This is a genomic window from Nocardioides sp. ChNu-153 (assembly GCF_030466625.1).
Classification (GTDB): Bacteria; Actinomycetota; Actinomycetes; order Propionibacteriales; family Nocardioidaceae; genus Nocardioides.
On the sequence record NZ_JADEVT010000003.1, the window covers coordinates 106,713 to 132,123 of the forward strand.

The window sequence follows — 25,411 nt, forward strand, 5'->3', positions numbered from 1 at the left end:
GCCGGTCTCCCGGCGACGGCCCTCCCGTCGGTGCTGCGGTACTACAGGTGCTGCGGTTCGGTCAGCGGCGCACGGGCACCGAGAATGACGCGCCGGCGGCCGCGATGGTCGGGTGGTTCGCGTCCGTCCAGACCCGCAGGCGGTACCAGCCGGTCGGCATCGCGGGCAGCGTCACCCGGGCGAGGCCGTTGCGGACGTTCGCCACGAGGCGCACGTCGCCGTAGACCACCTGGGCGGTGCCGTTGTACGGCGCACCGCTCGAGTTGCCCACCTGGATGCCGAGCGTGCCGGTGCGGCCCGCCGGGATCGGCTGCGGCCACGCCGAGACCAGCAGCGTGGAGCGGGCCTTGCCGACGGTGACCACGACGCCGCCGGTGGCGGGGGTCGTCGTGTCGTCACCGAGGTAGCGCAGGCCGACCCGGTAGGTGCCCGGGCGCCACGACGCCGGCAGGCGCAGCGTGGCCCGGCCGTCGACGACCGCGGCGGTCGCGACCGCGCCGGTGCCCCACAGGGCCTCGACGGTGCCGGTCGCCCCCGGCGCACCCTCGGGCGTGCCGACCTCGACGACGACCGTCGCCGCCGTGCCGAACGAGCCCGTCGCCGTCGCCGGCGCGGTGAGGCTGGTGGTGTCCCGCACGAGGGTCGAGCCCTCGACGACCCGGCCCGTGCCGGCGCCGGTGGCGGTGAGCGCCAGGGCACCGCGCGCGGTGTCGGCCGGTACGGCGAGGCTCGCCGTCGCGACGCCGTCGCCGTCCGCGACGACCCGTACCGGCTCGACGCCGGGCGCGGTCACCGTGACGGACTCGCCGGCGCGGAAGCCGCCCGCGGTGACGGCGAGCGCCGTACCGGGGGTGACCGACGCCGCCACGTCGAGCTCGCCGCCGGTGAGGGTGGCCAGCTCGGCGCACGGGTCGCCGCTGGTGCCGACGGGCGGCAGCTCCGGCACCGCGGTGCCGGTCGGGGTGGCGGCGACGGTGCCGTCGTCCTCGCGGATCGTGGCGAAGACGATGGAGTCGGTGCCCATGACGGCGCCGCGGGTGTTGACCACCGACGCCTTGAGCGCGGTCGACGCGGTCGTGCTGGCCGTCGTGTCGCCGTTGAGCGTGGCGGTGACGACCCGGCAGGTCTCGCCCGGGGCGAAGTCGACGCGCTCCATGGCGGCGCCGGCGCGGGCGGTGCCCGAGCCGAGCAGGGAGACGTAGCCGGTGACGGTCGACGTGGCCGGGCGGTCGAGGTGGACGGCGACGTCGGTCGTGCCGGGCGCGTCGCCCTCCTCGGTGGCCGGGGCGAAGACCTCGACGACGGGCAGGTCGCCGACCCCGAGGTCGCCCACGGCGGACGACTCGAACGCGAGGTCGGACAGGTAGGCACCGCCGGTCGTGGCACCGCCCTCGACCGGGGCGCCCGTGAGGCTCACCTCGCGGAGGTCGCCCAGGTCGAGCCCGGCGGCCGACAGCGTGCCGAGCGGCACCGCCAGCTGCTGGAGGACGATCTTGCCCAGCGTGCTGGCGCTCGTCGCCGTGTCCGAGGACGGGAGGCGGCGCAGGGCCTGCGGGTTGAGCTCGGAGACCAGCGCGGACCAGCGGGCACCCGTGCCGTCGACGACGGTGAGGGTGGCGTCGGTGCCGCCGACGACGGTCTCGTCGGCCGCCACCTTGAGCGACAGGCGCTCGTACGGGCTGGCGTCACGGCGCGCGGCCGGTACGGCCACGCGCAGCCCGGCGCCCGCGGCGGTCCAGCTCAGCCGGGTCATCGGCGTGGCGGGCACGTTGGTCGCGTTGGACGCGGGCGTCCAGTGCGGCACCTGGGCCGACTGCGCGGTGGTGGCGCAGGCCGGCAGGGTCTGGCCGACGGTGCGGCCGCCGAGCGAGGCGCAGACGGTCGCCGTGGCGCCCGTCGTGGTGCGGATGAGCGAGCTGGTCTGCTCGAACGTCGCGACCGTCGAGCGGGCCGACGCGGGCGCGGTGGCCTGCGTGCGGACGTCCTCGGCACCGAGGGCGGCCGGGACCGCGCCCGTGCCGTCGAACATCGGCAGGAACTGCTCCTCGCCGCCGAGCGTGAGGCGGAACCAGGCGGCCATGTACGACGTGCCCTGGTCGTACTGCTCCTGCGCCGTCATGCGGATCGACGTCGCAGCGGTGCTCGGGGCGGTGCCGCAGACCGGCTCGGTGGCGCGGGCGCTGGCGGGGTTCGTGCCGCTCCAGTCGTCGCTGACGCTGTAGCGGTAGACGCCCGGGGTCCAGACCGTGTTGTAGAAGTTGTGGTTCGCGCCCATCACCCACGTGCCCGAGCGCAGCGCGTCGTCGCCGAACGCGTAGCGGCTGTCGTCGAGCATGTGCTGGCCCTGCTGGTTGCTGACGTCGCCGTCGCAGTAGGGCAGCACGACGTTCATCGCGAGGCCGGGCACCGTCATGCGGCCGAAGTCGACCGGGGCCAGCGGCAGCACCGAGGTGAAGCCGAAGGGCTCGTCGCGGGCGCCGTTGAGCGTCGCCGCCGACGTGATGCCCTCGCCGCCGCGGGAGTGGCCCATGAGGCCGACGTTGGTGAGGTCGAAGCGACCGACGAGGTCGCTCGCGGCGAGGTCGTCGGGCGCGTCGTACCCGCCGACGAAGCCCTCGGAGCGCTCCGCCACGGCCGCCGTGCCGGCGTCGAGCGCCGCGTCGAGCGTGACGTCCGCGTCCGTCGCGGCGTCGTGGAGGACGACGGGCTCGCCGGCCGAGGCGTCGGCGAGCAGGTCGAGGGTGTCGAGCACGAGCTGGCCGCGCGCGACGGCGCCCTGGTCGGCCGCGAGCTGGTTGTCGTTGGCGTTGATCGCGTTCGCCGAGATCGACACCACGGCGTACCCGTGGCTGGCCAGGGTGCGGGCGGTGCCGTCGTACCCGAGGTAGCTGGGGATCGACAGCTGCGTGGCCGAGCAGGGCCAGCGGTCCGGGTTGGCGTCCCCGGTGCCGTAGCAGTAGCTGTGGCGGCCGTGCAGCAGCACGACCGTGGGCCGGGCCTCGTCACCCTCGGGGAGGTAGAGCTTGCCCTCCATCTCGCCGCGGATGCCGCCGATTGCGGCGAGGTCGACGGACTGGTCGCCGAAGGAGTAGACCGCCTCGTCCCAGGCGAGGTCACCGAGCGCGGCCGGGTCGTCGGCCAGCGCCGCGAGCGCGGACGCCTCGGGGGTCGCGGCGGGCGCCTCGGCGGCGAGGCCGGCGGCGCCGGTCGGCGCCGTGCTGGCCCAGCCGGGCTCGACGGTGCGGGCGCGCAGCACCGAGGCGTCCGTGGTGACGGCCGCGAGGCTGAGGCCGTCGGCGGACTCCGTGGCGACGCCGAGCGACTGGCCGTCGACCACGATGGTGGGCGCGTCGGAGACGATCGGCAGCGGCGCGTCGAGGTCGACGGTCACCTCGTAACCGCCGGGGACGACCTCCACCTCCCAGTCGTCGCCGGAGGGTGCGGTGGTCGGGGCGGCGGACGCGACGCCCGCGGACAGGGTCGCCGCGACGAGCGCGGCGCCGCTGAGCGCTCGGACGGCGTTCCGGGTGGCGCTCCGGGCGCGGGGCGCTCCGGAGCGGGTGAAGGCAGGCAGCAAGGACAAGACAGACCTCTCGTGGCCGCGGGGGACGGGTGCCGGCGTCACGCCCCGGGGGGAGGGTCGTGCTGGCAGCCGGACGCTACGGAGGGCCTGTTTCTAAAACGTTTCAATCGTGGGGCGGTCGGGCACGCACCCGCGGGGACGCCCCCCGCGGGTGCGCCGACCTCAGAGCAGCAGCGCGTTCGCCGGGTCCTCCAGCACGCTCGCGACGTCGGTGAGGAACGCCGCCCCCGTCGCCCCGTCGACGTGGCGGTGGTCGAAGCTCAGCGTCAGCGTGACCACGTCGCGCGGCGCCAGCGTCTCCGTGCCGTCCGCGTCCGTCACCACCCACGGGCGGCGCTGGACGGCGCCGAGGCAGAGGATCCCCGACTCGCCCGGGTTGATGATGGGCGTCCCGCCCTCGATGCCGAGCACCCCGACGTTGGTGATGGTGAACGTGCCCCCGGCCTGGTCGGCCGGCGCCGTGCGTCCCTCGCGCGCCGTCGCGACCAGCTCGCCGATCGCCCGGGCGAGCCCCGGCAGCGACAGCGTGTCCGCCGCCTTCACGTTCGGCACCACCAGCCCGCGCGGCGTCGCGGCCGCGATGCCGAGGTTCACCCGCTCGCGCAGCACGACCTCCCCGGCGCCGTCCGCCGCGTCGGCGTCGAACCAGGAGTTGAGCAGCGGCGTGCGGCGCACCGCGAGCGTGACGGCCCGCGCCACGAGCAGCAGCGGGGAGACGGGCAGGTCGGCGAAGTCGCGCCGCGCCCGCAACCGGGCGAGGTACGCCGTGGACGCGCTCACGTCCACCGTCGTCCAGATCGTCACGTGCGGCGCCGAGAACGCCGAGGCCACCATCGCCTCGGCCATCGCCCTCCGGACGCCCTTGACCGGCTCGCGCGTCTCCCCGACCCCGTCCGGTACGGCGGCCCGCACCGCCGCGGGGGCCTGCTGCCCGGCGGGGGTCGGGGCGGGGGCGGCGGGGGCGGCGGCCCGCTGCACGTCCTCCCGCGTGACGTCACCGTGCGGGCCCGTCGGCGTCAGCGCCGCCAGGTCGACGCCGAGGTCGGCCGCCAGCCGGCGCACGGGGGGCTTCGCCAGCACCCCGGCGGGCGGGGCGACGGCCACCGCCGCGGGCGCGCGGCGGGGGCGGCGCGCCGTACCGGTCTCGCGGGGGCCGTAGCCGACGAGGGTCGCGTTGCCCTCCGGCGGGACGTTGGTGTCGATGGGCTCGTGGGGGGTTCGAGACGCCGGCTCGCTCCGCTCGCGGGGCTCCTCACCCACCGCAGACGCCGGCTCGCTCCGCTCGCGGGGCTCCTCACCCACCGCAGACGCCGGCTCGCCGACGGCGATGATCGGCGTCCCGACGGCGACGGTCTCGCCGACCTCGACGAGCAGGGCGGTGACCTCCCCGGCGTACGGGCTGGGCAGCTCGACCACCGACTTGGCGGTCTCGATGTCGACGATCGGGTCGTTGACCTCGACCACGTCGCCGACCTTCACGTGCCAGGCGACGATCTCGGCCTCGGTGAGGCCCTCGCCGACGTCGGGCAGGTTGAACTCGGGCACGGGCGGGCTCCTCAGAAGGCCAGGGACGCATCGACGGCGTCGAGCACGCGGTCGAGGTCGGGCAGGAAGTGGTGCTCGTTGCGGGCGGCGGGGTAGGGCACGTCGAAGCCGCCGACCCGCAGCACGGGCGCCTCGAGGGAGTAGAAGCACTGCTCGCTCACGCGGGCGGCGACCTCCGCCCCCATGCCGAGGTTGGTGTGGGCCTCGTGGGCGACGACGACGTGGCCCGTGCGACGCGCGGACTCCACGACGGGGCCGAGGTCGAGCGGGGAGAGCGTGCGCAGGTCGATCACCTCGAGCGACCGGCCCTCGGGCACGGCGGCCTCGGCGGCGGCGAGGCACGTGCGCACCATGGGGCCGTAGGTGACGAGCGTGGCGTCGGTGCCCGGGCGCACGACGCGAGAGGCGAGGAACGGCGGCGGCTCGGCGGTGGTGTCGAGCTCGGCCTTGTCGCCGTGGTACTGCCGCTTCGGCTCCAGGAAGATCACCGGGTCGTCGCAGGCGATCGCCTGCTGGATCATCCAGTAGGCGTCGACGGGGTTCGAGCAGGCCACCACCTTCAGGCCGGGCGTGTGCGCGAACTGCGCCTCCGGGCTCTCGCTGTGGTGCTCGACCGCCCCGATGCCGCCGCCGAACGGGATGCGGATGACGACGGGCAGCCGCACCCGTCCCTGGGAGCGGTAGGACATCTTCGCGAGCTGGCAGACGATCTGGTCGTACGCCGGGTAGACGAACCCGTCGAACTGGATCTCCACGACGGGCCGGTAGCCGCGCATCGCCATGCCGATCGCCGTGCCGACGATGCCGGACTCGGCGAGCGGCGAGTCGTGCACGCGGCGCTCCCCGAAGTCCTTCTGCAGACCGTCGGTGACGCGGAAGACGCCGCCGAGCCGGCCCACGTCCTCGCCCATCAGCACGACCTTGTCGTCGGCCTCCATGGCCGCCCGCAGGCCGGCGTTCAGCGCCTTGGCCAGGGTCACGCGGCTCATCGGGAGACCCCCGGCGTCGTCGCGGCCGGCGCGTCGAACTGCGCGAGGTACGCCGCGTAGGCGTCGCGCTGCTCCGCCAGCTCGGGAGGCGTGTCGGCGTACACGTGGTCGAAGAGCGCGAGGGGCGCCGGGTCCGGCAGCTCGCGGCAGCGCCGGCGCAGGTCGGCCCCGAGGTCGGCCGCCTCCTGGTCCAAGGCGGCGAGGTAGGCGTCGTCGATCGCGTCGGCGCGGCGCAGGTAGGTCTCGACGCGCGCGATCGGGTCCTTGCGGCGCCAGGCGTCGACGTCGGCGCCGGAGCGGTAGCGGGTCGGGTCGTCCGTCGTGGTGTGGGCGCCCATCCGGTAGGTGTAGGCCTCGACGAGCACGGGGCCCTCGCCCGAGCGCGCCCGGTCGGTCGCCGACCGCATGACGGCGTACGTCGCGAGCGCGTCGTTGCCGTCGACCCGCACCCCGGGGAAGCCGAACGCCGGGGCCCGCCAGTGCAGCGGCGTGCGCGACTGGCGCTCGATCGGGGCCGAGATGGCCCACTGGTTGTTCTGGCAGAAGAAGACGACGGGCGCGTCGTAGGTCGCGGCGAAGACGAACGACTCCAGCACGTCGCCCTGGCTGGAGGCGCCGTCGCCGAAGTGCGCGATCGCGCAGGCGTCGCGGGCCGGGTCACCGGTGCCGACGCAGCCGTCGGCGGTGAGGCCCATGGCGTAGCCGACCGCGTGGAGCGTCTGCGCGCCGATGACGATCGTGTAGAGACCGACGTTGTGCTCCGCCGGGTCCCAGCCGCCGTGGTCGACGCCGCGGAACAGGCCCAGCAGGTGGGCGGGGTCGACGCCCCGCACCCACGCGACGCCGTGCTCGCGGTAGGTCGGGAAGAAGAAGTCCTGGGGCCGGGTGGCGTGGGCGGCGCCGACCTGGGCCGCCTCCTGGCCGAGCAGCTGGGCCCAGATGCCGAGCTCGCCGTGGCGCTGCAGCGCGGTGGCCTCGGTGTCGACGCGCCGCACGAGCACCATGTCGCGGTGCATCGTGCGGACGAGGTCGTCGTCGCCGTCGAAGTGGTGGTCCGGGTGCTCGCGCCGCTCGCCCTCGGGCGTCAGCAGCTGCACGTAGTCCGGTTCGCAGTCGGCCGACTCGTGTGCGGTCGGCGCGCCGGTCAGGATCGTCATGGCCCGCTCCTCGCCCGGCCGCGGGGTCACCGCCGTCGGGCTCGTCGTGACGGCCCCGGTACGGCGCGGGGGTGGGGCGCCGGTCGGGTCGTCGGGTGTGTAGTGTTGTGACCCAGGTCACTGGGCGCCACCACGGTAGCGGACCGGGCGCCGGCGGGCGAGACCGGCGCGCACCTGAGGACCCCCGACGTACGTTGACGAGATGAGCATCCGCAAGGGGACGACGGTCACGTGGAAGTGGGGCAGCTCGGAGGCGAGCGGCACGGTCACCGAGGTGCACCACGACAAGGTCACGCGCACGACGAAGGGCAACGAGGTCACCCGCAACGGCAGCGACGACGACCCGGCCTACGTCATCGAGCAGGAGGACGGCACCGTGGTGCTGAAGCTGCGCAGCGAGGTCGAGCGGGACTGAGCCGGAGCGAGCCCGGCGACCGCCGGGTGTCGACGAGGCGGCCGTTCGGGGGCGCTGGTCCGGCAGCCTTGGGCGGGCCCGGCGCCGTGGCTACGTTCGATCCATGAGCGCACACGACGACCGCCCCGAGATCGACCTCTCCGCCGTCGCCGGCGAGGACACCCCGCCGCAGACCGCTCGGACGGACGAGGAGCAGGTGCCGGCCGAGCGGGACGTCGAGCGGCACCAGCAGGACGACGACCAGGGCGGCGGCGCCAGCCTCGGCGGCACCATCGCCGGCCAGGAGGGCGGCTACCCGGTGGACGGCCCGCCCCTCAGCTGAGCGCCGGCACGAACCCGTACGGCGGGCGCCCGCCCGCCGTGGGTCCCGCGGCCTCAGTGGGCCTCGCCGAGGTCCTCGTGGGCGCGGTGGGTCGCGGGCTCGATCTGGAACGTCGCGTGGCGCACCTCGAAGTGCTCCGCCACGCAGTGGCTGATCCGGTCGAGCATCCCGCCCACCCCGTGCTGCGCCAGCGCCTCCTCGGTCACGGTGACGTGCGCCGACAGCGACGGCAGCCCCGACGTGATGGTCCAGGCGTGGAGGTCGTGCACGTCGAGCACGCCGTCCATCGACCGGATGTGGGCGGTGACGGCGGCGAGGTCGAGGTCGTCGGGCGCCACCTCCAGCAGCACCCGCAGGGCGTCCCGGGCGAGGCTCACGGCGCGGGGCAGGATCATCACGGCGATGAGCAGGGAGGCGACAGGGTCGGCGCGCTGCCACCCGGTCACCAGGATCACGACGCCGGCGGCGATCGCGAAGACCGAGCCGAGCAGGTCGGCCACGACCTCCATGAGCGCCCCGCGCAGGTTGAGCGAGCCGGTGTCGGAGCGGCTCAGCACCGCCATGGACACGCCGTTGGCGACGAGGCCGCTGAGCGCGAACAGGATCATCGGGCCCGCGTCGACCTCGCCCGGGTCGACGAGTCGGCTCGCCCCGAACCACAGCAGCACGGCGCAGAGCCCCAGCAGCACCACCGCGTTCGCCAGCGCCGCGACCACCTCGGCCCGGTGGTAGCCGAACGTGGAGCGCTCCCCCGCCGGCCGCGCCGCGACGTACGACGCACCCAGCGCCAGCAGCACGCCACCGGCGTCCATCGCCATGTGTGCGGAGTCGGCGACCAGCGCCAGCGACCCGGTCAGCAGGCCCCCCACGGCCTGGAGCACCATGATCGAGCCGGTGACCGCGAGCACGATGCGGAGCCGGCGACGGTCCGCCGCCCGGCCGGCCCCGTGGGCGCCGTGACCGCCCGGGCCGCCGTGGCCGTGCCCGTGACCGTGCCCCATCGCTCCTCCTGACCGTCCGCCCGATGCCGCCGCGACCATACCCCCAGGGGGTACCTTGCGGCTGATTCTCGTTCGCCCGGACGGGCCCGGCTCAGCGGGCGAAGGCGGGCGTGGGCCCGAGCGCCTCGCGCCCGTGCGGCGTCGTCCAGCCCGACAGGTCCGGGCCCTTCGGCACGACCTGCGTCGGGTTGATGTCGCTGTGCACCACGTAGTAGTGCGCCTTGATCTGGTCGAAGTCCGTGCTCTCGCCGAAGCCGGGCAGCTGGTAGAGGTCCCGCGCGTACGCCCAGAGGACGGGGAGCTCGGTCAGCTTCTGCCGGTTGCACTTGAAGTGGCCGTGGTAGACCGCGTCGAAGCGCACCAGCGTCGTGAACAGCCGCACGTCGGACTCCGTCAGCCGGTCGCCCAGGAGGAACCGCCGGTCGGCCAGCCGCTCCTCCAGCCAGTCGAGGGCGGTGAACAGCCGGTCGTACGCCGCGTCGTACGCCTCCTGGGAGCCCGCGAAGCCGCAGCGGTAGACGCCGTTGTTGACCTCCGTGAAGACCCGCTTGTCGACGACGTCCATCTCCTCGCGGAGGTCGTCGGGCCACAGGTCGGGGGCGTCCGCGCGGTGGTGGTCGCGCCACTCGTGGAAGAGGTCGTGGGTGATCCACGGGAAGTCGTTGGTGACGACCTCGCCGCTGGCGACGTCGACGATCGCCGGCACGGTGATGCCGCGGGGGTAGTCGGGGTAGCGCCGGAAGTACGACTCCTGCAGCCGCTCGACGCCGAGCACCGGGTCCCGGCCGTCGGGGTCGAGGTCGAAGGTCCAGGAGCGCTGGTCGTGCGTGGGGCCCGGCGTGCCGAGGGAGAGGACGTCCTCCAGCCCGAGCAGGCGCCGCACGATGATCGCGCGGGTGGCCCAGGGGCAGGCCTTCGCCGCGACGAGGCGGTAGCGACCCGGCTCGACCGGCCACAGCGGCACGTCGGCGGGGCCGTGCGCGGGACGCCGCGGCTCACCCGTCGCCGGGTCGACCGCCGTGATCCGGTCCGGGATGTAGTTCATGTCCCGGTCGAACCCACCGCCCTTGATGACGTAGCCCGGCCCGCTGTCCTCGCTCATGGCCCCCAGCGTAGGCAGGCCGCACCCGTCGCCGGGGTCACAGCCCGGTCGGTGCCCGTCACCGGCGCCCCGGCGGCTACCGTGCCCACCTGACCGCGCCGCGGCGCGGACGACCGAGAGCGGGAGGCCCACGGGTGAGCGCGGAGACCCTGATCGCGGAGTACCGGGTGCTCGACCAGCCCCCGGCCGCGCTCCAGGGCGTCGTCGAGACGGCCGCGCTGGTCGCCGGGGTGCCGCTCGCCTCGGTCAACATCTTCACCGCCGGAGCGCAGCACCAGGTCGCCGTCGTGGGCATGGCCCCCACCGTGGTGCGGCGCGAGCACACCATGTGCGCCGTCGCGGTCGACGGCGACGAGCCGGTCGTCACCGGGGACGCCCGCCTCGACCCCCGCTTCGCCGACCACCCCTTCGTGACGGGCGAGCGCGGCTCGATCCGCTTCTACGCCAGCCACCCGCTCCGCACGCCCGACGGCACCGTCATCGGCACCCTCTGCGTCTTCGACGACCAGCCGCGCGAGCCCGACGCCGCCCACGTGCGCTCGCTGGCCCACCTGGCCGACCGGGTCGTCGACGTGCTCGAGCTGGACCGGCGCACCCGTGCCCTGCAGTCCGCCCTGCGCTCCGCCGAGGACCTGCGGGCCGAGCTCGAGCGCTCCAACGAGCACCTCGCCGCCTTCGCCGGGCAGGTCAGCCACGACCTCGCGAACCCGCTGGCCACCGTGGCGATGGCCCTGCAGCTGCTGGAGCTGCAGCTGGGCGCCGTGCCGGCCGACGCCGTCGAGTCCCTGCGCACCGCCCAGCGCGGCGCGGACCGCATGCGGACCCTCGTCGCGGAGGTGCTGGCCTACGCCCGGGTCGGCGGGAGCCTCCAGCGCCGGCCCGTCGACCTCGCCACGACCACGGCGTCCGTCGTCGCCGACCTCGGGGACGCGCTCGCCGGGACCCGGCTCGAGGTCGGGCCGCTGCCCACCGTGCCGGGCGACCCCGTGCAGCTCTCCGCGGTGCTCGCCAACCTGCTCGGCAACGCGGCCAAGCACGCCGGGCCCACCCCCACCGTCGAGGTGGGGGCGCGGCGCGTCGAGGCGGGCTGGCGGGTCGAGGTCACCGACGACGGCCCCGGCATCGACCCCGCGGACGCGGAGCGGGCGTTCGAGCCGCTGGTGCGCCTCGACGCCGCCGGTGGCGACGGATCGGGTCTCGGGCTGGCCACGTGCCGGCGCGTCGTCGAGGCCCACGGCGGCACCATCGGGCTGCTGGCGCGCCCGGACGGCGGCACGGTGGCCTGGTTCGAGCTGCCGGCGGTCTGAGCCGCCGGGGGGCCGACCGGGGGGCCGACCGGGTCGCCCCGACCGGCCGGGGGCCTCAGCCCCAGACGCCCGTGGACAGGCGGCGGTGCGTGGTGGCGCGCACCTCGGCGGCGTCGCCGAGGCCGCTCACGTGCTCGCTTGGCTCGCCGGTCTTCTCGTCGACCACCCAGGCCACGAGGTTGCGCGACCAGGAGACGGAGCCGTACGCCGCCACGTGCTGCAGGACCGGTCCGACGCTGCGCTGCATGACCTGCGGCTCGCCCTCGCGCACCAGCGCGCGGGCCAGCTCGCCGGACGTGACGGGCTCGGTCGTCTCGCGGGCCCGGGACACCAGGTAGGACTCCGCGCGCTCGGCGAGCACGGGCACGGTTCTCTTCGTCATCTGGGCAACTTAACCGCTGCAGGCCCCGCAGCGGCCATCGGCGGACGTCCCCCGTCGCGCGGCAGCCGCGCGGCGCAGGCGCGACGACCGTGCGGCAGGCCTCAGTACGCCGCGCGCGGCGGCGCTGCGGGACGGCGCCGGCGTACCACCGCGAGCGCGACGACGAGCAGCACGGCGACGACGACGGCGACGACGAGCGCGGTCAGCGCCCGGGTCCGCAGGCCGGCGAGCAGCACCTCGAGCACCGCCGAGGCCAGGTCGCGGTCGGCCGGGTCGACCTGCAGCTCGGCCACGTCGGCCCCGACGCCGAGAACGGCGAGCAGGGCCCCCGAGGTGATGGCCGCGCCGATCGCCGCGACGAGCCCGACACCCAGGCGCGAGCGTCCGGCGGGCAGCGCGAGGGCCACGACGAGCAGCACCACGGCGAGGACGGGCAGGAGCGTGCCCGCGCCCACGACGCTGGTGTAGCCGTCGCGCACGTCGGCCAGGCGTTCACCCGAGGCCACCCGGAACGTCATGGCCCCCTCGGGCACGGCGCCGGTGGGCACGCCCCGCGCCCCGAGCTCCTCCAGCGCCGCGTCCAGCAGCGGCCGCAGGGAGACCTCGAAGCTCTCCCCGTCGCCGCGGCCGTCCATGATCGCGAGGAACTGCTCGTGGGCCGAGCGGTTCGCCTCCTCCCACGCGGCCACCAGCTCGTCGCTGTCGAGCACGTCCTCCACGGTCGCGTCGACGACCTCCTGGACGGCCGCGGGCAGCTCGACGCCGCCCAGGCGGCCCTCGACGGCGGCGGTGACCGCCGTACCCAGCCGGTCCACGACCTCGGCGCGCACGACCTCGTCGCGGGCCACGTCGCTCACGTTCTCGACGTAGGCGTCGGTGTCGTCCACCTCGGTGTCCGCCCACGACGCCACGAGGGCGAGGGGCAGCACCAGGGCGAACACCAGCGCCACCATGGTGCCGAGCGTCGTCCGCAGTCCGCGCACGTGTTCCTCCTCAGACGTCGGCGTCGCTGCCGGCGCCGGACTCGGCGAGGGCGGCGACGAAGTCCAGCTTGTCGAGCACGGGGTCGGGGATGACGAACGGGTAGAGGTCGTCCTTCCCCATGGACTTGTTGATCTCGTTGAGCGCGATGCTCAGCGGCACCCAGACCCCGACCACCAGGTCGCGGAAGGAGCCGAACACCGACGGGTTGACCGTCAGCAGGCCCTGCTCGACGGCCGTGTCGACGGTGTCGGAGATGTGCAGGTAGTGCGCGAAGGTCTCGGCGAAGTCCTCGAACGGGTGCATCGTCGCGTACGTCGTGATGTAGCGCCGCTGCCAGTCGTCGGGCGGGCCCTCGGAGTAGTGCCGGTCGATCTCCGCCTGGTAGTCGCGGGTGTCGTCCCCGAACAGCTCGCGGCACCGGGTCAGGAGCGCGTCGCCCGTCACGAGCTTGAACTCCACGTAGTGGCCCACCTCGTGGCGCAGGTGGCCCAGCATCGTGCGGTAGGGCTCTCCCAGCTCGACCCGCACGCGCTCTCGGCGGGCGTCGTCGGTCTCGGCGAGGTCGATGGTGATGACGCCGCTGGCGTGCCCGATGACGACGTTCTCCTCGACGCTGCTCAGCATGTCGAAGCACAGGCCCGTGTCCGGGTCCTCGTCACGACCCACGACGGGGAAGCCCAGCACGTCGAGCTCGTGCACCAGCCGGCGCTTGGCCGCCTCGGCGGTCGGCAGCTGGGCGAGGCCCTCCGCGTCGTCGTCGGCCGGGCGGGTGCGGGTCAGCGCGCAGGCCCCGCAGGGCGTGCCCGGCTCCGCGCTGAGCCAGTTGCAGCGGACCGCGCGCCGCAGCGAGCACGTGTGCCACGCCGTGCCGCCGGCGTCGACGTACCGCCCCTCGTCGTCGACGGGAACCATCGCCCGCTCGGCGCGGGAGAAGCCCAGGGCCGTGCCGCACGAGACGCACCGGGAGTTGTCGAAGTAGAGCGCGTTGTCGCACACGCGGCAGCGGAAGGCCTTCACGAGCGGCAATGGTGGCACGGCGGGGAAGCGCACCGGGGCCCCGCCGACGGAGCGGCGGGGCCCCGGTGCTCGAGCGGGTGGTCGCGGGCCTCAGAGCCCGTCGACGACCTTCCACTCGCCGTCCTCGCGGACCATCTCGAGCTCGTCGGAGCCCTCCTCGGCCTCGTCGCCGACGGCGTCGCGGATGTCCTCGTCGTCGCCCGTGTACTCGGTCGTGTAGTCGAACTCGACCGTCGCCTCGTCACCGTTCTCGGTCACCTTCGTGATCTCGGTCGAGATCTCGAAGTCCTCGGTCGAGAAACCGCCCTCGTCGCCGGCGGACTCGATCTCGTCGGCCAGCCCGGCGCAGTCGTCGACGCCGTCGAAGGTCTCGAACTGCTCCTGCTGGGAGTCCTCGCTGGAGAGCTCGCAGGCCTTCTCGTAGTCGTTGTCGGCGACGGCGTCGAAGTACTCCTCCGCCGCGTCCTCGGCGCTGTCCCCGCCGCTGAACACCGTGAGGAACAGCACGAGGAGGATCACCAGGGCGATGACCACGCCGGCGATGATGCCGATCAGCTTGCCCTTGCCCTTGAGGGCGCCGCCGCGGCCGCCGTGGCCCGCCGCCGCGCTGGCGCCGCCGGGGCCCCAGCCCTGCTGCCCGTACGCCGGTGCGCCGTGCTGGCCCCCCTGGCCGTAGCCCGGCGCGCCGTACTGGCCCGGCTGCCCCGGCTGACCCGGCTGGCCCGGCTGACCCTGGCCGCCCTGGCCGTAGCCGGGCTGCTGGCCGTAACCGGGCTGCTGGCCGTAACCGGGCTGCTGGCCGAACGACTCCTGCTGGCCGAACCCGCCCTGCGGGCCGAAACCGGGCTGCTGGCCGAAGCCCTGCTCGCCCTGGCCGGGTGCGCCGTACCCGCCCTGCTGGCCCGGCTGGCCCTGCTGGCCCTGCTGACCCGGCTGGCCGGTCTGGCCCGAGGCGGCCGCCTGCTCGAGGCGGCGGGGGTCGTGCGCGACCTGGGTGCGGTCGGCACCGGCACCGCCGTCGGCGCCCGGCGTGCCGGCGGGGTCGCCGGCGGCGCTGCCGCTCGCGGCGTCCCCGAGGTCGCCGGGGCCGGGCTGGGTGTGCTGGGTCCAGGCCTGGCCGTCCCACCAGCGCTGGGTGCCGGAGCCGTCGTCGTACCAGCCGGCGGGAGTCGTGCGGTCGTCCGTCATGGGCGCCATCATGGCCCGCGGGTGGTCACCGTGTCTCCCGACCCGCCCGACGGGCCGCCGGGCTCAGGCCTCGGACAGCGGCGCGACGTCGACCGCGACGGCCAGCGAGGAGCTCGTCGCCTCGGTGTAGATGACGCCCTTGAGCGGCGGCACGTCGCCGTAGTCCCGGCCCCAGGCGACCGTCACGTAGCGCTCGTCGACCCACGTGTCGTTCGTCGGGTCGACCATCAGCCAGGTGCCGGGCTCGCGCCCCTCGCCGGCGGCGCGCCCCGGGGCCCACACCGCGATCCAGGCGTGGGTGGCGTCGGCCCCGACGAGGCGCTCGCGTCCCGGCGGCGGGGTGGTGGCCAGGTAGCCGGAGACGTAGCGGGCGGCCAGGCCGTGGGCGCGCAGGCCGGCGAGCAGGAGGTGCGCGAAGTCCTGGCACACCCCGGCGTGCGCGGTCATCACCTCGGCGACCGAGGTGGTCACGGTCGTGGCGCCGGGCCGGTAGGCGAAGTCGGCGTGCACCCGGCGGACCAGGTCGGTGAGCACCTCGCCGAGGGGGCGGCCCGGGGTCAGCGACGCCCCGACGTACTCCCGCACCTCGGGGCCGGGTGCGGCCAGCCGCGTCGGCAGCGCCCCGTCCCAGGCCTCCCAGGCGTCCGGGCTGTCGGGGCGGGCGGCCGGGCGGGCCTCCTCCCACGGGGTGGCGAGCAGCTCCGCGTCGTACGACGGCGCGGTCACCTCGACGACGCTCTCGGCGCGCACGACGAGCTCGCGGTGGGGCCGGACCACCTGGAAGAAGGTCGCCACGTTGCCGTGGACGTCGACGTCGTCGCGGACCTCGTCGGTGGCCGGGGAGACCGTCAGCTCGCGGCTGACCACGCGCTGCAGGTCGCCCGTGCGGGGCGTCAGGTAGGCGATGCCGAGGCTGTCGGTGACGTCGGCGTCGTAGGTGTAGGTGGTGCGGTGCCACACGCGGTACCTCACGCCTGGCCCTCCTCGGTGCCGGTGGCCGCGCCGAGCCGGGCGGGCAGCAGCTGGGTGAACGAGCGCGGGCCGGGGCCGCTGGGGAAGTGCAGCAGGGCGATCGCGTCGGAGAGCCGGGCGACGTCGGCGACGACCTCGTCGAGGAAGCGCGCGAGGTGGGGGCGGCGCTCGCCCCCGAGGGCCACGAGCGCGCGGGGGTCCACCGTGGTGACCCGCTCGACCAGCTCGTCGAGCAGCCGCTCGGGGCGGGTGGAGCCCGTCGAGCCCGGCACGGCGGCCAGGTGGGTGCGGAGCTCGCCGAGCGCGTGCGCCACGGAGCGGGGGTTGGCCCTGTCGAGCAGCAGCAGGTCGAGGGTGCTGCCGACCTTCACGTAGCCGCGGTGGCGGCGCCGGTGCGTCACCACGGACTCGGTCGAGCCCAGGACGGCGTTGAGCACCCGCCGGTCGGTGTCGAGGCCGCGGCGCTCGACGAGCGTCGCCCGCAGCAGGCGGGCGACCTGGTGGACCCGCTCGACGGCGCGGCCGGCGCCGATCATGTGCCAGCCCGGGTCGCGCACCATGTTGGCGCTCACGCCCGTCAGCGCGAGCACGCCGTCGAGCATCCGGCCGCACACCTCCTCCACGCGGTGGCTGTGGGGGGAGGCCCGCAGGTCGGCGGCCGCGCGGTCCAGCGCGGCGAAGGTGCGCCACGTGTCGGCGGACAGGTGGTCGCGCACGGCCAGGGAGCAGGCGCGCAGCGCCGCGAGGGACTGGGCCACGCTGCCCGCGCGGGTCGCGTCGAGCACGACGGCGCGGAACTCCTCGTCGTACCCGCCGTCGTGCCCGCCGTCGCCACCCGGCCCCGGGCCCGCGCCCGGGCCGGACCGCGGCGGGCAGAGGGCCTGGACGGCGCCCCAGGTGACCGCGAGGCTCGCGCCGCCGGCCGACAGCGGGCGGGTGCGGTAGTCGTCGGCCAGCGCGTGGGCGGTGAGCAGGAGCCGCAGCAGGTCCTCGGCGCGCTCGAGGTAGCGCCCCGACCAGTAGAGGTCGTCGAGCACGCGCGGCACCATCGCGGTGCCCGGGTCGGTGTAGGACAGCTGCAGCTGGTGGGCGAGGTGCTGGTCCGGCTCGGCCGGGTCCCGCTTGAGCACCCACACGTCCTTGGCGGTCGCCGGGACGGTACGGCGGCCCTCCCGCCGCTCGCGCACGGTCGCCAGACCGCCGACGAGCGGGCGGTAGGAGGAGCCGTGCCAGAGCGTGAAGGTGCGCAGCGAGAGCGGGCCGGGCGCCACCGCGGCGCCGCTCGCGGACGTGCGGGCGGACGAGACCGTGGGGGCCTGCGACAGCGCGACCGGCAGCTGGCCGACGTGGGTGTGCGGCGACTCCTCGACGCGGCGGCGCAGCTCGTCGCGGGTGCCGTCGACGCGGGTGCCGTCGGTGCGCCGCACCTCCAGCTCGTCGAGACGGTCGAGGACGGTGCGGCGGGCCCGCTCGTCCCCGCACCACCACGTGGGCACCGCGTCGAGGCGCAGCTCCTCGCCCAGGAGGCGCTCGGCGACGGCCGGCAGGTAGGGCAGGAGGCCGGGGTTCTCGACGACGCCCGCACCGAGCCCGTTGACGACGCGCACCGTGCCGCGCCGCACCGCCTCGGTGAGCCCGGCGACGCCGAGACGGGAGCCGGCCCGCAGCTCCAGGGGGTCGCTCCAGGCGGCGTCGACGCGGCGCAGCACGACGTGCACCCGCTCGAGGTGCTCGAACACGCGCATCCACACCGCCCCGTCGCGCACCACGAGGTCATCGCCCTGCACGAGCGGGAAGCCGAGGGTGCTGGCCAGGAACGCCTGGTCGTAGGCCGTCTCCGAGCGCGGCCCCGGCGACAGCACCACGACGCGCGGCGTGGGCGGGTCGCCCGGGGCGGCGTTGAGCAGCATCGTGCGCAGCGCGTGGAAGAAGGGCGCCATCCGGTGCAGGTCGGCCTGCCGGTAGAGCTCGGGCAGCACGCGGGAGACGACGCGGCGGTTCTCCATGGCGTAGCCCATGCCCGACGGCGCCTGCGCGCGGTCGGCGAGCACCCGCCACGACCCGTCGGCGGCCCGTCCCAGGTCGCACGCGGTCAGCAGGAGCGGTCGCGGGTCGGCCGTCGAGGGGCGGGCCAGCACCCGCTCGTAGCCCGGGTGGCCCAGCACGAGCGGCGCGGGCAGCACGCCCTCGGCGAGGAGGCGGCGCGGCCCGTGCAGGTCGGCCGCGAGCGCGTTGAGCACCTCGGCGCGCTGGGTCAGGCCCACCTCGAGGGTCGCCCAGTCCTCGGGGTCGAGCACGAGGGGCACCGGGTCGAGGCGCCAGGGCGCGAGGTCCTCGCCGGGGGCCGCGTAGGTGACGCCGTCGTCGGCGAGGGCCCGGCGGATCTCGCCGTGCACGCGCGCCAGGTCCTCGGAGGTGAGCCGCACCGCGACCTCCGCGAGGCCGCGCCACGCGGGCCGCAGCGAGCCGTCGGGGGCGACCAGCTCGTCGTACCGCTCGGGGCCGGCGTCGAGCCGCGGCTGGGCGAGGGCCGCCGTGTAGTCGTCGAGGGCGGTCACGGCTCCACCCCGGTCGGCATGCACGGCACGGGGACACCCTGACACGGGCACGCGCCGTCGCCCGCCCCGTCCCGTCCTGGCCCGTCCTGGCTCTTCCTGCGCGAGGAAGCACGAGAAGGGGCCGCAGCACGTACCGTGACCCCGGTGAGCACCGACACCCCCCTCGCACGCGCCGCCGAGGAAGCCCTGCGGCAGGTCAACGCCCCCCGGGACGTGCCGACCACGCTGCAGACGATCGTCGAGGTGGCCCGGCGCACCATCCCGGGCATCGACCACGTCAGCGTCTCCCTGGCCCGCCGCGACGGCACGCTCGAGACGGTCGCGGGCACCGACGACGTGGCGAAGGGGTTGGACCGCGTGCAGTACGAGCTCGGCGAGGGCCCCTGCCTGTACGCCGTCCTCGAGGAGCGCACCGTCCGCGTGGAGCACCTGCGCCACGAGCAGCGCTGGCCCGGGTACGTCGCGCGGGCCGTCCGCGAGGGCCTGCAGGCCCAGATGGGGCTGCGGCTGTTCGTCGACGAGGACACCCTCGGCGGGCTCAACCTCTACTCCTCCACCCAGGAGACCTTCGACGAGGGCACGCTCGAGCTCGCGGAGCTGTTCGCCGCCAGCGCGGCCGTCGCGCTCGGCGGGGTGCGGGAGCGCTCGCAGCTGGCCGAGGCGCTGGAGTCGCGGGAGCTCATCGGCGTCGCCGTCGGGGTCGTCATGCAGCGGTTCGGCCTGGACCGCAGCCGCGCCTTCGAGTTCCTGGCCCGCACCTCGCAGAACAGCAACACCAAGCTGCGCGACGTCGCCGAGCGCCTCGTCGCGCAGACCGAGCACGAGGGCCCGGCCGACGGGGCCGACGGGGCCGACGGGGCCGACGGCAGCTAGGGCCTAGGGGGCGCGGGACTCCACGACGACGCGGGCCAGCACCGCGGGGGCGACGTCGGCGAGGCGGGCGGCCTCGACCAGCTGCTCCTCGGCCCGCAGCACGCTGATGCCGTGGGCGGCGGCCAGGATCCCGGCCGCCACCGCCACCGTCGTCTGGTCGCGCAGCTCGCCGGGGGTACGACGGGCCGCCTCCAGCGTGGAGAACGTCAGGTCGGCGTTGAGCACCGCGCCGTGCGCCCAGGCGCCGAGCACGCTCGCCAGCTCCTCGACGTGGTCGGCGAACGACCCGGGCCGCGAGCCGTAGAGGTTCACCCCGCCGATCACGCGTCCCCGACGCAGCAACGGCAGCGAGAGGGACGACAGGACGCCCGTGGCCGCCGACGCGGCCGAGTAGAGATGCCACCGGCCCTCGTCCAACGGGGAGTCGTCGACCGGCTCGGTCGCCGCGTCCCCGATCGCGAGCCGGTCGTGGTCGACGTCGAGGTGCAGCACCTCGCCGCTGCGCATCGACTCCACGCAGGGCCCGCCGTCGAGGTACTGCACCGCGTCGAGCGCCGCCGTCGTGGTCGAGGTCGACGCCAGCGTGAAGGTGGCGCCGTGGTCGTGGAGCGAGATGCTGAGCCCCACGCACTCGGGGGCGATCTCCTGCACCTCGCCGGCGATCTCGCGCAGCTCCTCGAGCACGTCGCGGTCCGGGACCAGCTGGCGGAGCTCGCCTGCCGCCTCCACGGTCTCCGGCAACGGCTCCATCCCCACGCACGTACCTCCTGCTCGGGTGCCGCCCCTCCCGGTCGGGGCGACTCGTGGACCGCCGGTACCCAACCCGCGCGCTCCGGTGCGCCGTCAGCCGGTCGGGGCGCTGGACGCCTGCGGGACCGCGGGCGCGACGAGGAGCCCGACACGCGAGGGGTACGTCGCGTCCTGCGTCGCCACGTCCGTCACCGCGAACCCCACGACGACGCCGTCGGCCTCGCGGACGAACGTGCGCAACGCGGACAGGGTGTCGGACTCGAACGCCTCGCCCTCGACGAAGCCGGCCGCGGCGAGACGTTCGTCGGTCGTGACCTCGGCCAGCTCGGGCACGTCGGTGGAGCGCAGGAGGAGGAACCAGCCCGTCTCGGCGCAGCCGTAGGACGCCACGTCGGCCGGGTCGACGCCGGCGGGCAGCACGTCGGCGGGCAGCTCCGCGGGCACCACCCCGGCCCCCTCGGTGCTCGTCGTGCCGTCGACCGCCGGCAGGCCGTCGAGCGCCGCCTGCAGCCGGTCCGCGGGGGAGACGGACGGGTCGACGGCAGCCGACCCGTCCCCGGCACCGGTCGCGGTGCAGCTGTCCGCCGCCTCGCCGACCGTCGGCTCCGGCGTCACCGTCGCCTCGTCCGACCCGCCGCAGGCGGTGAGCGCGGCCAGCGCGAGGGAGGCGACCGCGGCGGCCAGGGGCCGGGCGGCGCGGGCGGGGCGGGGCGGGCGCGTCATGGCGCCGATCCTCCCAGCCGAGGCTGAGCGCGACCTGTGGACGTGGCCGTCAGCGGCGGTACGCCGACGCAACCGCGAGCAGCCGGTCGCACGCCTCCTCCTCGCCGATGGTGACGCGCACGCCGTCGCCCGCGAAGGGGCGCACGACGATGCCCGCCTCCTCGGCGGCCGCCGCGAACGTGCCGGCGTGGTCGGGGGCCCCCGCCGTCGTACCGGTCAGGGGGAGCCACACGAAGTTGCCCTGCGCGTCGGGGACGTCCCAGCCGGCCTCGCGGAGCCCGGCCAGCACGCGGGCGCGCCGCTGCACGACCGCCTCCACCCGCTCGGCCAGCGCCCCGCCCTCGGCCAGGGAGGCGACGGCGGCGGCCTGCGCGACCGCGGACACACCGAAGGGCAGCGACACCGCGCGGAGGGCGGCGGCGACGTCGGGGTGGGCGACGGCGTACCCGACCCGGAAGCCGGCGAGCCCGTAGGCCTTCGAGAACGTGCGGGTGACCACCACGTTGGCGTGACGGGTGACCGTGGCGACCCCGTCGACGGGGTCGTCGCTGCGCACGAACTCGACGTACGCCTCGTCGAGCACCACGACGACGTGGCCGGGGACGCGGGCGAGGAACGCGTCCACCTCGGCCTGCGTCAGCGCGGGCCCGGTCGGGTTGTTGGGCGTGCAGAGGATGACGACGCGGGTGCGGTCGGTGACGGCCGCGGCCATGGCGTCGAGGTCGTGGCGGTGACCGGGGCCGAGCGGCACCGCCACGCCGCGCGCACCGCCCGCCGTCACGGCGATCGGGTAGGCCTCGAACGAGCGCCAGGCGTGCACCACCTCGTCGCCGGGCTCGCAGTAGGCGGCGACGAGCTGGTAGAGCAGCGCGACCGACCCCGTGGCGACGCTCAGCCGGTCGCTCGGCACGCCGAGGTGGTCGGCGAGCGCGGCGTACAGCGTGGCGCTGCCCATGTCCGGGTAGCGGTTCATCTGCGCCGCCGCCTCGTGCGCGGCCGCCAGCACGCCGGGCAGCGGCGGGAAGGGCAGCTCGTTGCTCGACAGCTTGTACGACGTGAGGCCCGGGCGGGTGGTGGGCGGCCGGCCCGGCACGTAGGCCGGGATCGCCAGCACGCTGCTCCGGGGCGTGGGCGCGGCGGCGCCCGGGACGGGATCGGTCATGGAAGCCAGGCTAGGGGGTGCGCCGGGCGCGCCACGGGCGGAGCACCACGGCGAGCAGCACCCCGCCCGCGGCGCCCAGCGCGGCGCCGGTCGCGTTGTCGATCACGTCGGTGACGTCGCAGGCGCGGTCGATGCGTGCCAGCTCGAGCTGGGTCCACTCGATGCCGACGGAGTAGAGCGCGAGGCCCGCCGCCACCAGCGGCACCAGGCCCCAGCCCGCCCGCCAGCGGCAGGCGGCGAGCGCGCCCAGCGCGCCGGCGGGCACGAAGAGGGCGGTGTTGAGCAGCCGTTGGCCGCCGTCGAAGATCCAGAACCCGTCGGGGGCGGGCCCGCCGACGTCGAAGGAGCACGTCGCGGCCCGCGTCTCGGCCGCGACCCAGCCCGTGGTGCCGCCCGCCGGCACCAGGGTGACGAGCGCGATCACCACCACCCACCAGGCGAACCCGGCCGCGGCGACCGCGAACACGGGGCCCGTGCGGCGTGCCGCCACGACCGCGGCCCCGGCGAGCACGACGCCCGCGAGCACCGCGCCGAGCAGCATCACCGCCGGTCCGCCGTAGGTCACCACGACGCGAGAACCTACCGGGGCCGGCTGTGCGTCGGCTGAGCGCGAGCGGCGGTCCCGCTCGCCGGGCGGGCGGGTCGCGGTGCCTGCGATAGTCCTCCCCTGCCGCTCCTACCGCTCCCACACCGCGACCCGCGCACCTGGAGGACCTCCGTGAGCACCCCGCCCGACGCCGGTACGCCGGCCCGCACCGGCCGCGTCGTGGTGGTCGGATCGGTCAACGTGGACCGGGTCCACCGGCTCGCGGCGCTGCCCGCGCCCGGCGAGACGGTGCTGGCGCGCTCGATGACGCTCGGACCGGGCGGCAAGGGCGCCAACCAGGCGGCGGCCGCGCGCCGGGCCGGCGCGCACGTCGCGCTGGTCGGACGGGTGGGCGCCGACGGCGAGGGGGCGGCGTACCGTGCCCGGCTCGACGACCTCGGCGTCGACACCACGCACCTGGCCGCCGACGCGGCCGCGCCGACCGGCAGCGCGACGATCCTCGTGGACGACGCGGGCGAGAACTCGATCGTGGTCGTCGCGGGGGCGAACGGGGCCGTGGACGCCGCCGACGTGGCCGGGGCGGGCGCCGTGCTGGCCGCCGCCGACGTGGTGCTCACCCAGCTGGAGGTGCCGCTCGCCGCGGTGGAGGCGCTCCTCGACGCCGTCGCGGCGACGTCCGCCCGGCTCGTCGTCAACGCCTCCCCGGTGCCCGACGACGCCGCGGGACGCGACCGGCTCGCCACCCTGCTGTCCCGGCTGGGCCCCGACGACGTGGTGGTCGTCAACGAGGTCGAGGCGGCGCGGCTCGGGCTCGCCGCCGACGACCCGCGCGCCTGCACGACGCTGGGTGCGGCGGGCGCGCGGTGGGCGGGTGCCGTCGTACCCAGCCCGCAGGTCGAGCCCGTCGACACCACCGGGGCCGGCGACACCTTCGCAGGCACGCTGACCGCGGCACTGGCCCGGGGCGCCGACCGCGCCGCCGCCCTCACCGCGGCCGTCGTCGCCGCCGCCCGCAGCACAGAGTGGGCGGGCGCGCAGCCGGGCTGACGGGGCTCAGCCCCCGACGACCTCGCCGCCGGGCACGTGCACGAGGTCGCGGCCGACGACGACGTCGAGGGGGTTGGTGAGGCAGCGGATCGAGCCGCCGCCCTTGTGCAGCTCGGAGACGTCGACGAGCACCACGTCGAAGCCCCACGCCTCGAGCTGCTCGCGCACCCGCGGCGGGCAGGCCGGCATGAGGACGGCGCGGCCGACGACCACCGAGTTGGCGCAGAACGTCAGCGCCTCGACCTCGTCGAGCACCAGCGGCTCCGGTACGGCGGCCAGCAGCGCCGCCGCGGACTCCTCGTCGAACGCCGCCGGGCAGACCATCGCGCGGCGCTCGTCGAGCGGGCAGAAGGCGAGGTCGAGGTGGTACATGCCGGGGTGCGTGATCCGCAGCCCCCGCACGCGCACCTCGAGCGCGGCGGCGATGCCGGCCAGCGCCGCGTCCTCGGTGCGCGGGCCGAACCCGGCGAGCAGCTCGCCGCCGAAGGGGAACAGGTCACCGGCCTCGACGTGCGCGCCGACGCCGTCGCGGCCGACGTACGCGACCTCCCGGCCGCGCGCCTCGGCCCAGGCCACGGCGCTCGCGGTCTCGGCGCGGCGCTGCGGGTAGCGCATGTGGGAGGCGAGGAACGCGGGGGTGCCGTCCGCCCGCGTGAACGGCAGGCCGAGGTTCATCGCGTAGACCATGTCGGGGCTGTCGCCGCGCTGGCGCAGCACGTCGACGCGGGCGCCGGCGTCGCGCAGGGCGGCGAGCATGCCGTGCCACTGCTCGCGGGTGCGCTCGGGCTCGGGCTGCGTCGCGGGGTCCATGTAGGGGTTGATGACGTAGTCGACCCGGAAGTGGTCGGGGCTCACCGTCAGGTAGGAGCGGCCCCACGGCAGGTCGGCGACCCGCTCCGTCTCCCGCTCCACCACCGAGCTCGGCTGGTCCACCAGGTCCGTGCGCATCCGTCCACCTCCGTTGATTGTCCGACAATCCGACCGCCGGTGAGTGTGGCACGGCCGCGCCCCACCCGCCAAGACGACGGGCCCCGGTGTCGCCGGGCTCACGGACGCGCGATGATGCGGGGCGTGTCCGATCCCTACGCCGGCCTGCGCGTCGAGGTGACCTCGACCGTCGCGCGCGTGGCCGACGAGCTGCGGCGCGCGGTCTTCGACGGCGAGCTCGAGTCGGGTACGCCGCTGCGGGAGGTCGCGCTCGCCGCCTCCCTCGGCGTCGCGCGCTCCACGGTCCGCGAGGCGCTGACCGTGCTGGTCGCCGAGTCGATCGCCACCCGCGAGCCCAACCGCGGCGTGACGGTGGCCGTGCCGGACGTCGCGTCCGTGCGCGACGTCTGCCGGGCCCGGACCGTGCTCGAGGTGGCCGGCGTGCGCCACTGGGCGGGTGCCGACGAGGCGGCCCGCACCGCCGTGCGCGAGGCGGTCGCGGCGTACACCGACGCGGTGGGGCGGGAGGCGTCGTACGCGGAGCTGAACGAGAAGCACCTCGCCGTGCACGTCTCGTTCGTCGGTCTCGTGGGGTCCCCGCGGCTCGTCGCGACCGCCCGCTCGCTCGTCGCCGAGCTCAAGCTCGTGCTCGCCCAGATCGACCGCGCGGAGCGCAACGCCCACGACCAGGCGCACACCCACGGCGCGCTCGTGGCGATGCTCGACCGGGGCGACGTGGAGGGCGCGGCGGCCGAGGTCGAGCACCACCTGGCCCTCGCCGAGCAAGACATCCTGCGCGCCCTCGGGGCCCGCTGAGCCGCGCGCGACCCGCCGTACCCCTGGCCCGGCCTGCCTAGGAT

Annotated in this window: 23 protein-coding genes; 6 read left to right on the forward strand and 17 right to left on the reverse strand. The window is 75.9% G+C overall.

All coding sequences use genetic code 11. From position 1 onward, the window contains the following. Positions 1-61: 61 nt before the first annotated feature. The 4 genes from INN71_RS06520 to pdhA all read right to left on the reverse strand — a co-directional run bounded on the left by INN71_RS06520 (position 62) and on the right by pdhA (position 7,274). Positions 62-3,583: a hypothetical protein gene (locus tag INN71_RS06520; protein WP_277498104.1), complete on the reverse strand. Its 3,522-nt coding sequence runs from the start codon at positions 3,581-3,583 to the stop codon at positions 62-64. 162 nt (positions 3,584-3,745) lie between these two features. Then, the gene (locus INN71_RS06525) at positions 3,746-5,128 is read right to left on the reverse strand and encodes a dihydrolipoamide acetyltransferase family protein (RefSeq protein ID WP_277498103.1); all 1,383 of its coding nucleotides are present in this window, start codon (positions 5,126-5,128) and stop codon (positions 3,746-3,748) included. Between the two features lie 11 nt (positions 5,129-5,139). Continuing rightward, positions 5,140-6,117, reverse strand: a complete 978-nt coding sequence (locus tag INN71_RS06530) for an alpha-ketoacid dehydrogenase subunit beta (RefSeq protein ID WP_277498102.1) — start codon at positions 6,115-6,117, stop codon at positions 5,140-5,142. After that, a complete protein-coding gene (gene pdhA, locus INN71_RS06535; protein ID WP_277498101.1) occupies positions 6,114-7,274 on the reverse strand; it encodes a pyruvate dehydrogenase (acetyl-transferring) E1 component subunit alpha in 1,161 nt (386 codons plus the stop codon). The genes INN71_RS06530 and pdhA overlap by 4 nt, the downstream gene beginning before the upstream one ends. 202 nt (positions 7,275-7,476) lie before the next feature. Here pdhA and INN71_RS06540 point away from each other — a divergent pair, with 202 nt between their 5' ends. Both INN71_RS06540 and INN71_RS06545 read left to right on the forward strand, forming a co-directional pair. Then, positions 7,477-7,689, forward strand: a complete 213-nt coding sequence (locus INN71_RS06540; protein ID WP_277498100.1) for a DUF2945 domain-containing protein — start codon at positions 7,477-7,479, stop codon at positions 7,687-7,689. A 103-nt stretch (positions 7,690-7,792) separates the two neighbouring features. After that, positions 7,793-8,011: a hypothetical protein gene (locus INN71_RS06545; RefSeq protein ID WP_277498099.1), complete on the forward strand. Its 219-nt coding sequence runs from the start codon at positions 7,793-7,795 to the stop codon at positions 8,009-8,011. Positions 8,012-8,064: 53 nt separating this feature from the next. Here INN71_RS06545 and INN71_RS06550 read toward each other — a convergent pair whose 3' ends face one another. Then, the gene (locus INN71_RS06550; RefSeq protein WP_277498098.1) at positions 8,065-9,012 is read right to left on the reverse strand and encodes a cation diffusion facilitator family transporter; all 948 of its coding nucleotides are present in this window, start codon (positions 9,010-9,012) and stop codon (positions 8,065-8,067) included. A 91-nt stretch (positions 9,013-9,103) separates the two neighbouring features. Then, positions 9,104-10,114, reverse strand: coding sequence for a glutathione S-transferase family protein (locus tag INN71_RS06555; protein WP_277498097.1), 1,011 nt, complete (start codon positions 10,112-10,114; stop codon positions 9,104-9,106). A gap of 134 nt (positions 10,115-10,248) precedes the next feature. Here INN71_RS06555 and INN71_RS06560 point away from each other — a divergent pair, with 134 nt between their 5' ends. Next, a complete protein-coding gene (locus INN71_RS06560; protein ID WP_277498096.1) occupies positions 10,249-11,421 on the forward strand; it encodes a GAF domain-containing sensor histidine kinase in 1,173 nt (390 codons plus the stop codon). A gap of 55 nt (positions 11,422-11,476) precedes the next feature. Here INN71_RS06560 and INN71_RS06565 read toward each other — a convergent pair whose 3' ends face one another. The 6 genes from INN71_RS06565 to INN71_RS06590 all read right to left on the reverse strand — a co-directional run bounded on the left by INN71_RS06565 (position 11,477) and on the right by INN71_RS06590 (position 18,522). Next, the gene (locus INN71_RS06565; protein ID WP_277498095.1) at positions 11,477-11,803 is read right to left on the reverse strand and encodes a hypothetical protein; all 327 of its coding nucleotides are present in this window, start codon (positions 11,801-11,803) and stop codon (positions 11,477-11,479) included. Between the two features lie 101 nt (positions 11,804-11,904). Next, entirely contained in the window at positions 11,905-12,786 is an 882-nt protein-coding gene (locus INN71_RS06570) for a hypothetical protein (RefSeq protein ID WP_277498094.1), read from the reverse strand. Between the two features lie 10 nt (positions 12,787-12,796). Beyond that, a complete protein-coding gene (locus tag INN71_RS06575; protein WP_277498093.1) occupies positions 12,797-13,804 on the reverse strand; it encodes a putative zinc-binding metallopeptidase in 1,008 nt (335 codons plus the stop codon). Between the two features lie 90 nt (positions 13,805-13,894). Further along, positions 13,895-14,992 carry a DUF2510 domain-containing protein gene (locus INN71_RS06580; protein ID WP_277498092.1) on the reverse strand — a complete coding sequence of 366 codons (1,098 nt, stop codon included), beginning with the start codon at positions 14,990-14,992 and terminating at the stop codon, positions 13,895-13,897. A gap of 63 nt (positions 14,993-15,055) precedes the next feature. Beyond that, on the reverse strand, positions 15,056-15,964 hold the full coding sequence (locus INN71_RS06585) for a transglutaminase family protein (protein WP_277498091.1): 909 nt from the start codon (positions 15,962-15,964) through the stop codon (positions 15,056-15,058). Continuing rightward, positions 15,961-18,522, reverse strand: a complete 2,562-nt coding sequence (locus tag INN71_RS06590; RefSeq protein ID WP_277498090.1) for a circularly permuted type 2 ATP-grasp protein — start codon at positions 18,520-18,522, stop codon at positions 15,961-15,963. The genes INN71_RS06585 and INN71_RS06590 overlap by 4 nt, the downstream gene beginning before the upstream one ends. 144 nt (positions 18,523-18,666) lie before the next feature. Here INN71_RS06590 and INN71_RS06595 point away from each other — a divergent pair, with 144 nt between their 5' ends. Then, the gene (locus INN71_RS06595) at positions 18,667-19,395 is read left to right on the forward strand and encodes a GAF and ANTAR domain-containing protein (RefSeq protein WP_277498089.1); all 729 of its coding nucleotides are present in this window, start codon (positions 18,667-18,669) and stop codon (positions 19,393-19,395) included. 3 nt (positions 19,396-19,398) lie between these two features. Here the strand turns inward: INN71_RS06595 and INN71_RS06600 are convergent, their stop codons facing one another. The 4 genes from INN71_RS06600 to INN71_RS06615 form a co-directional block, all read right to left on the reverse strand. After that, positions 19,399-20,145: a GAF domain-containing protein gene (locus INN71_RS06600; protein WP_277498088.1), complete on the reverse strand. Its 747-nt coding sequence runs from the start codon at positions 20,143-20,145 to the stop codon at positions 19,399-19,401. 93 nt (positions 20,146-20,238) lie between these two features. Further along, complete coding sequence (locus INN71_RS06605; protein ID WP_277498087.1) at positions 20,239-20,868, reverse strand: hypothetical protein; 630 nt, start codon at positions 20,866-20,868, stop codon at positions 20,239-20,241. A gap of 49 nt (positions 20,869-20,917) precedes the next feature. Further along, positions 20,918-22,030, reverse strand: a complete 1,113-nt coding sequence (gene hisC, locus INN71_RS06610; RefSeq protein WP_277498086.1) for a histidinol-phosphate transaminase — start codon at positions 22,028-22,030, stop codon at positions 20,918-20,920. A gap of 10 nt (positions 22,031-22,040) precedes the next feature. After that, entirely contained in the window at positions 22,041-22,598 is a 558-nt protein-coding gene (locus INN71_RS06615; RefSeq protein WP_277498085.1) for a VanZ family protein, read from the reverse strand. A 150-nt stretch (positions 22,599-22,748) separates the two neighbouring features. Between INN71_RS06615 and INN71_RS06620 the strand changes: the two genes are divergently transcribed. Continuing rightward, on the forward strand, positions 22,749-23,624 hold the full coding sequence (locus INN71_RS06620; protein ID WP_301799921.1) for a PfkB family carbohydrate kinase: 876 nt from the start codon (positions 22,749-22,751) through the stop codon (positions 23,622-23,624). Positions 23,625-23,630: 6 nt separating this feature from the next. Here INN71_RS06620 and INN71_RS06625 read toward each other — a convergent pair whose 3' ends face one another. Beyond that, positions 23,631-24,572: a dimethylarginine dimethylaminohydrolase family protein gene (locus INN71_RS06625; RefSeq protein WP_301799922.1), complete on the reverse strand. Its 942-nt coding sequence runs from the start codon at positions 24,570-24,572 to the stop codon at positions 23,631-23,633. 123 nt (positions 24,573-24,695) lie between these two features. Between INN71_RS06625 and INN71_RS06630 the strand changes: the two genes are divergently transcribed. Further along, positions 24,696-25,367 carry a GntR family transcriptional regulator gene (locus tag INN71_RS06630; RefSeq protein WP_301799923.1) on the forward strand — a complete coding sequence of 224 codons (672 nt, stop codon included), beginning with the start codon at positions 24,696-24,698 and terminating at the stop codon, positions 25,365-25,367. Positions 25,368-25,411: the final 44 nt, after the last annotated feature.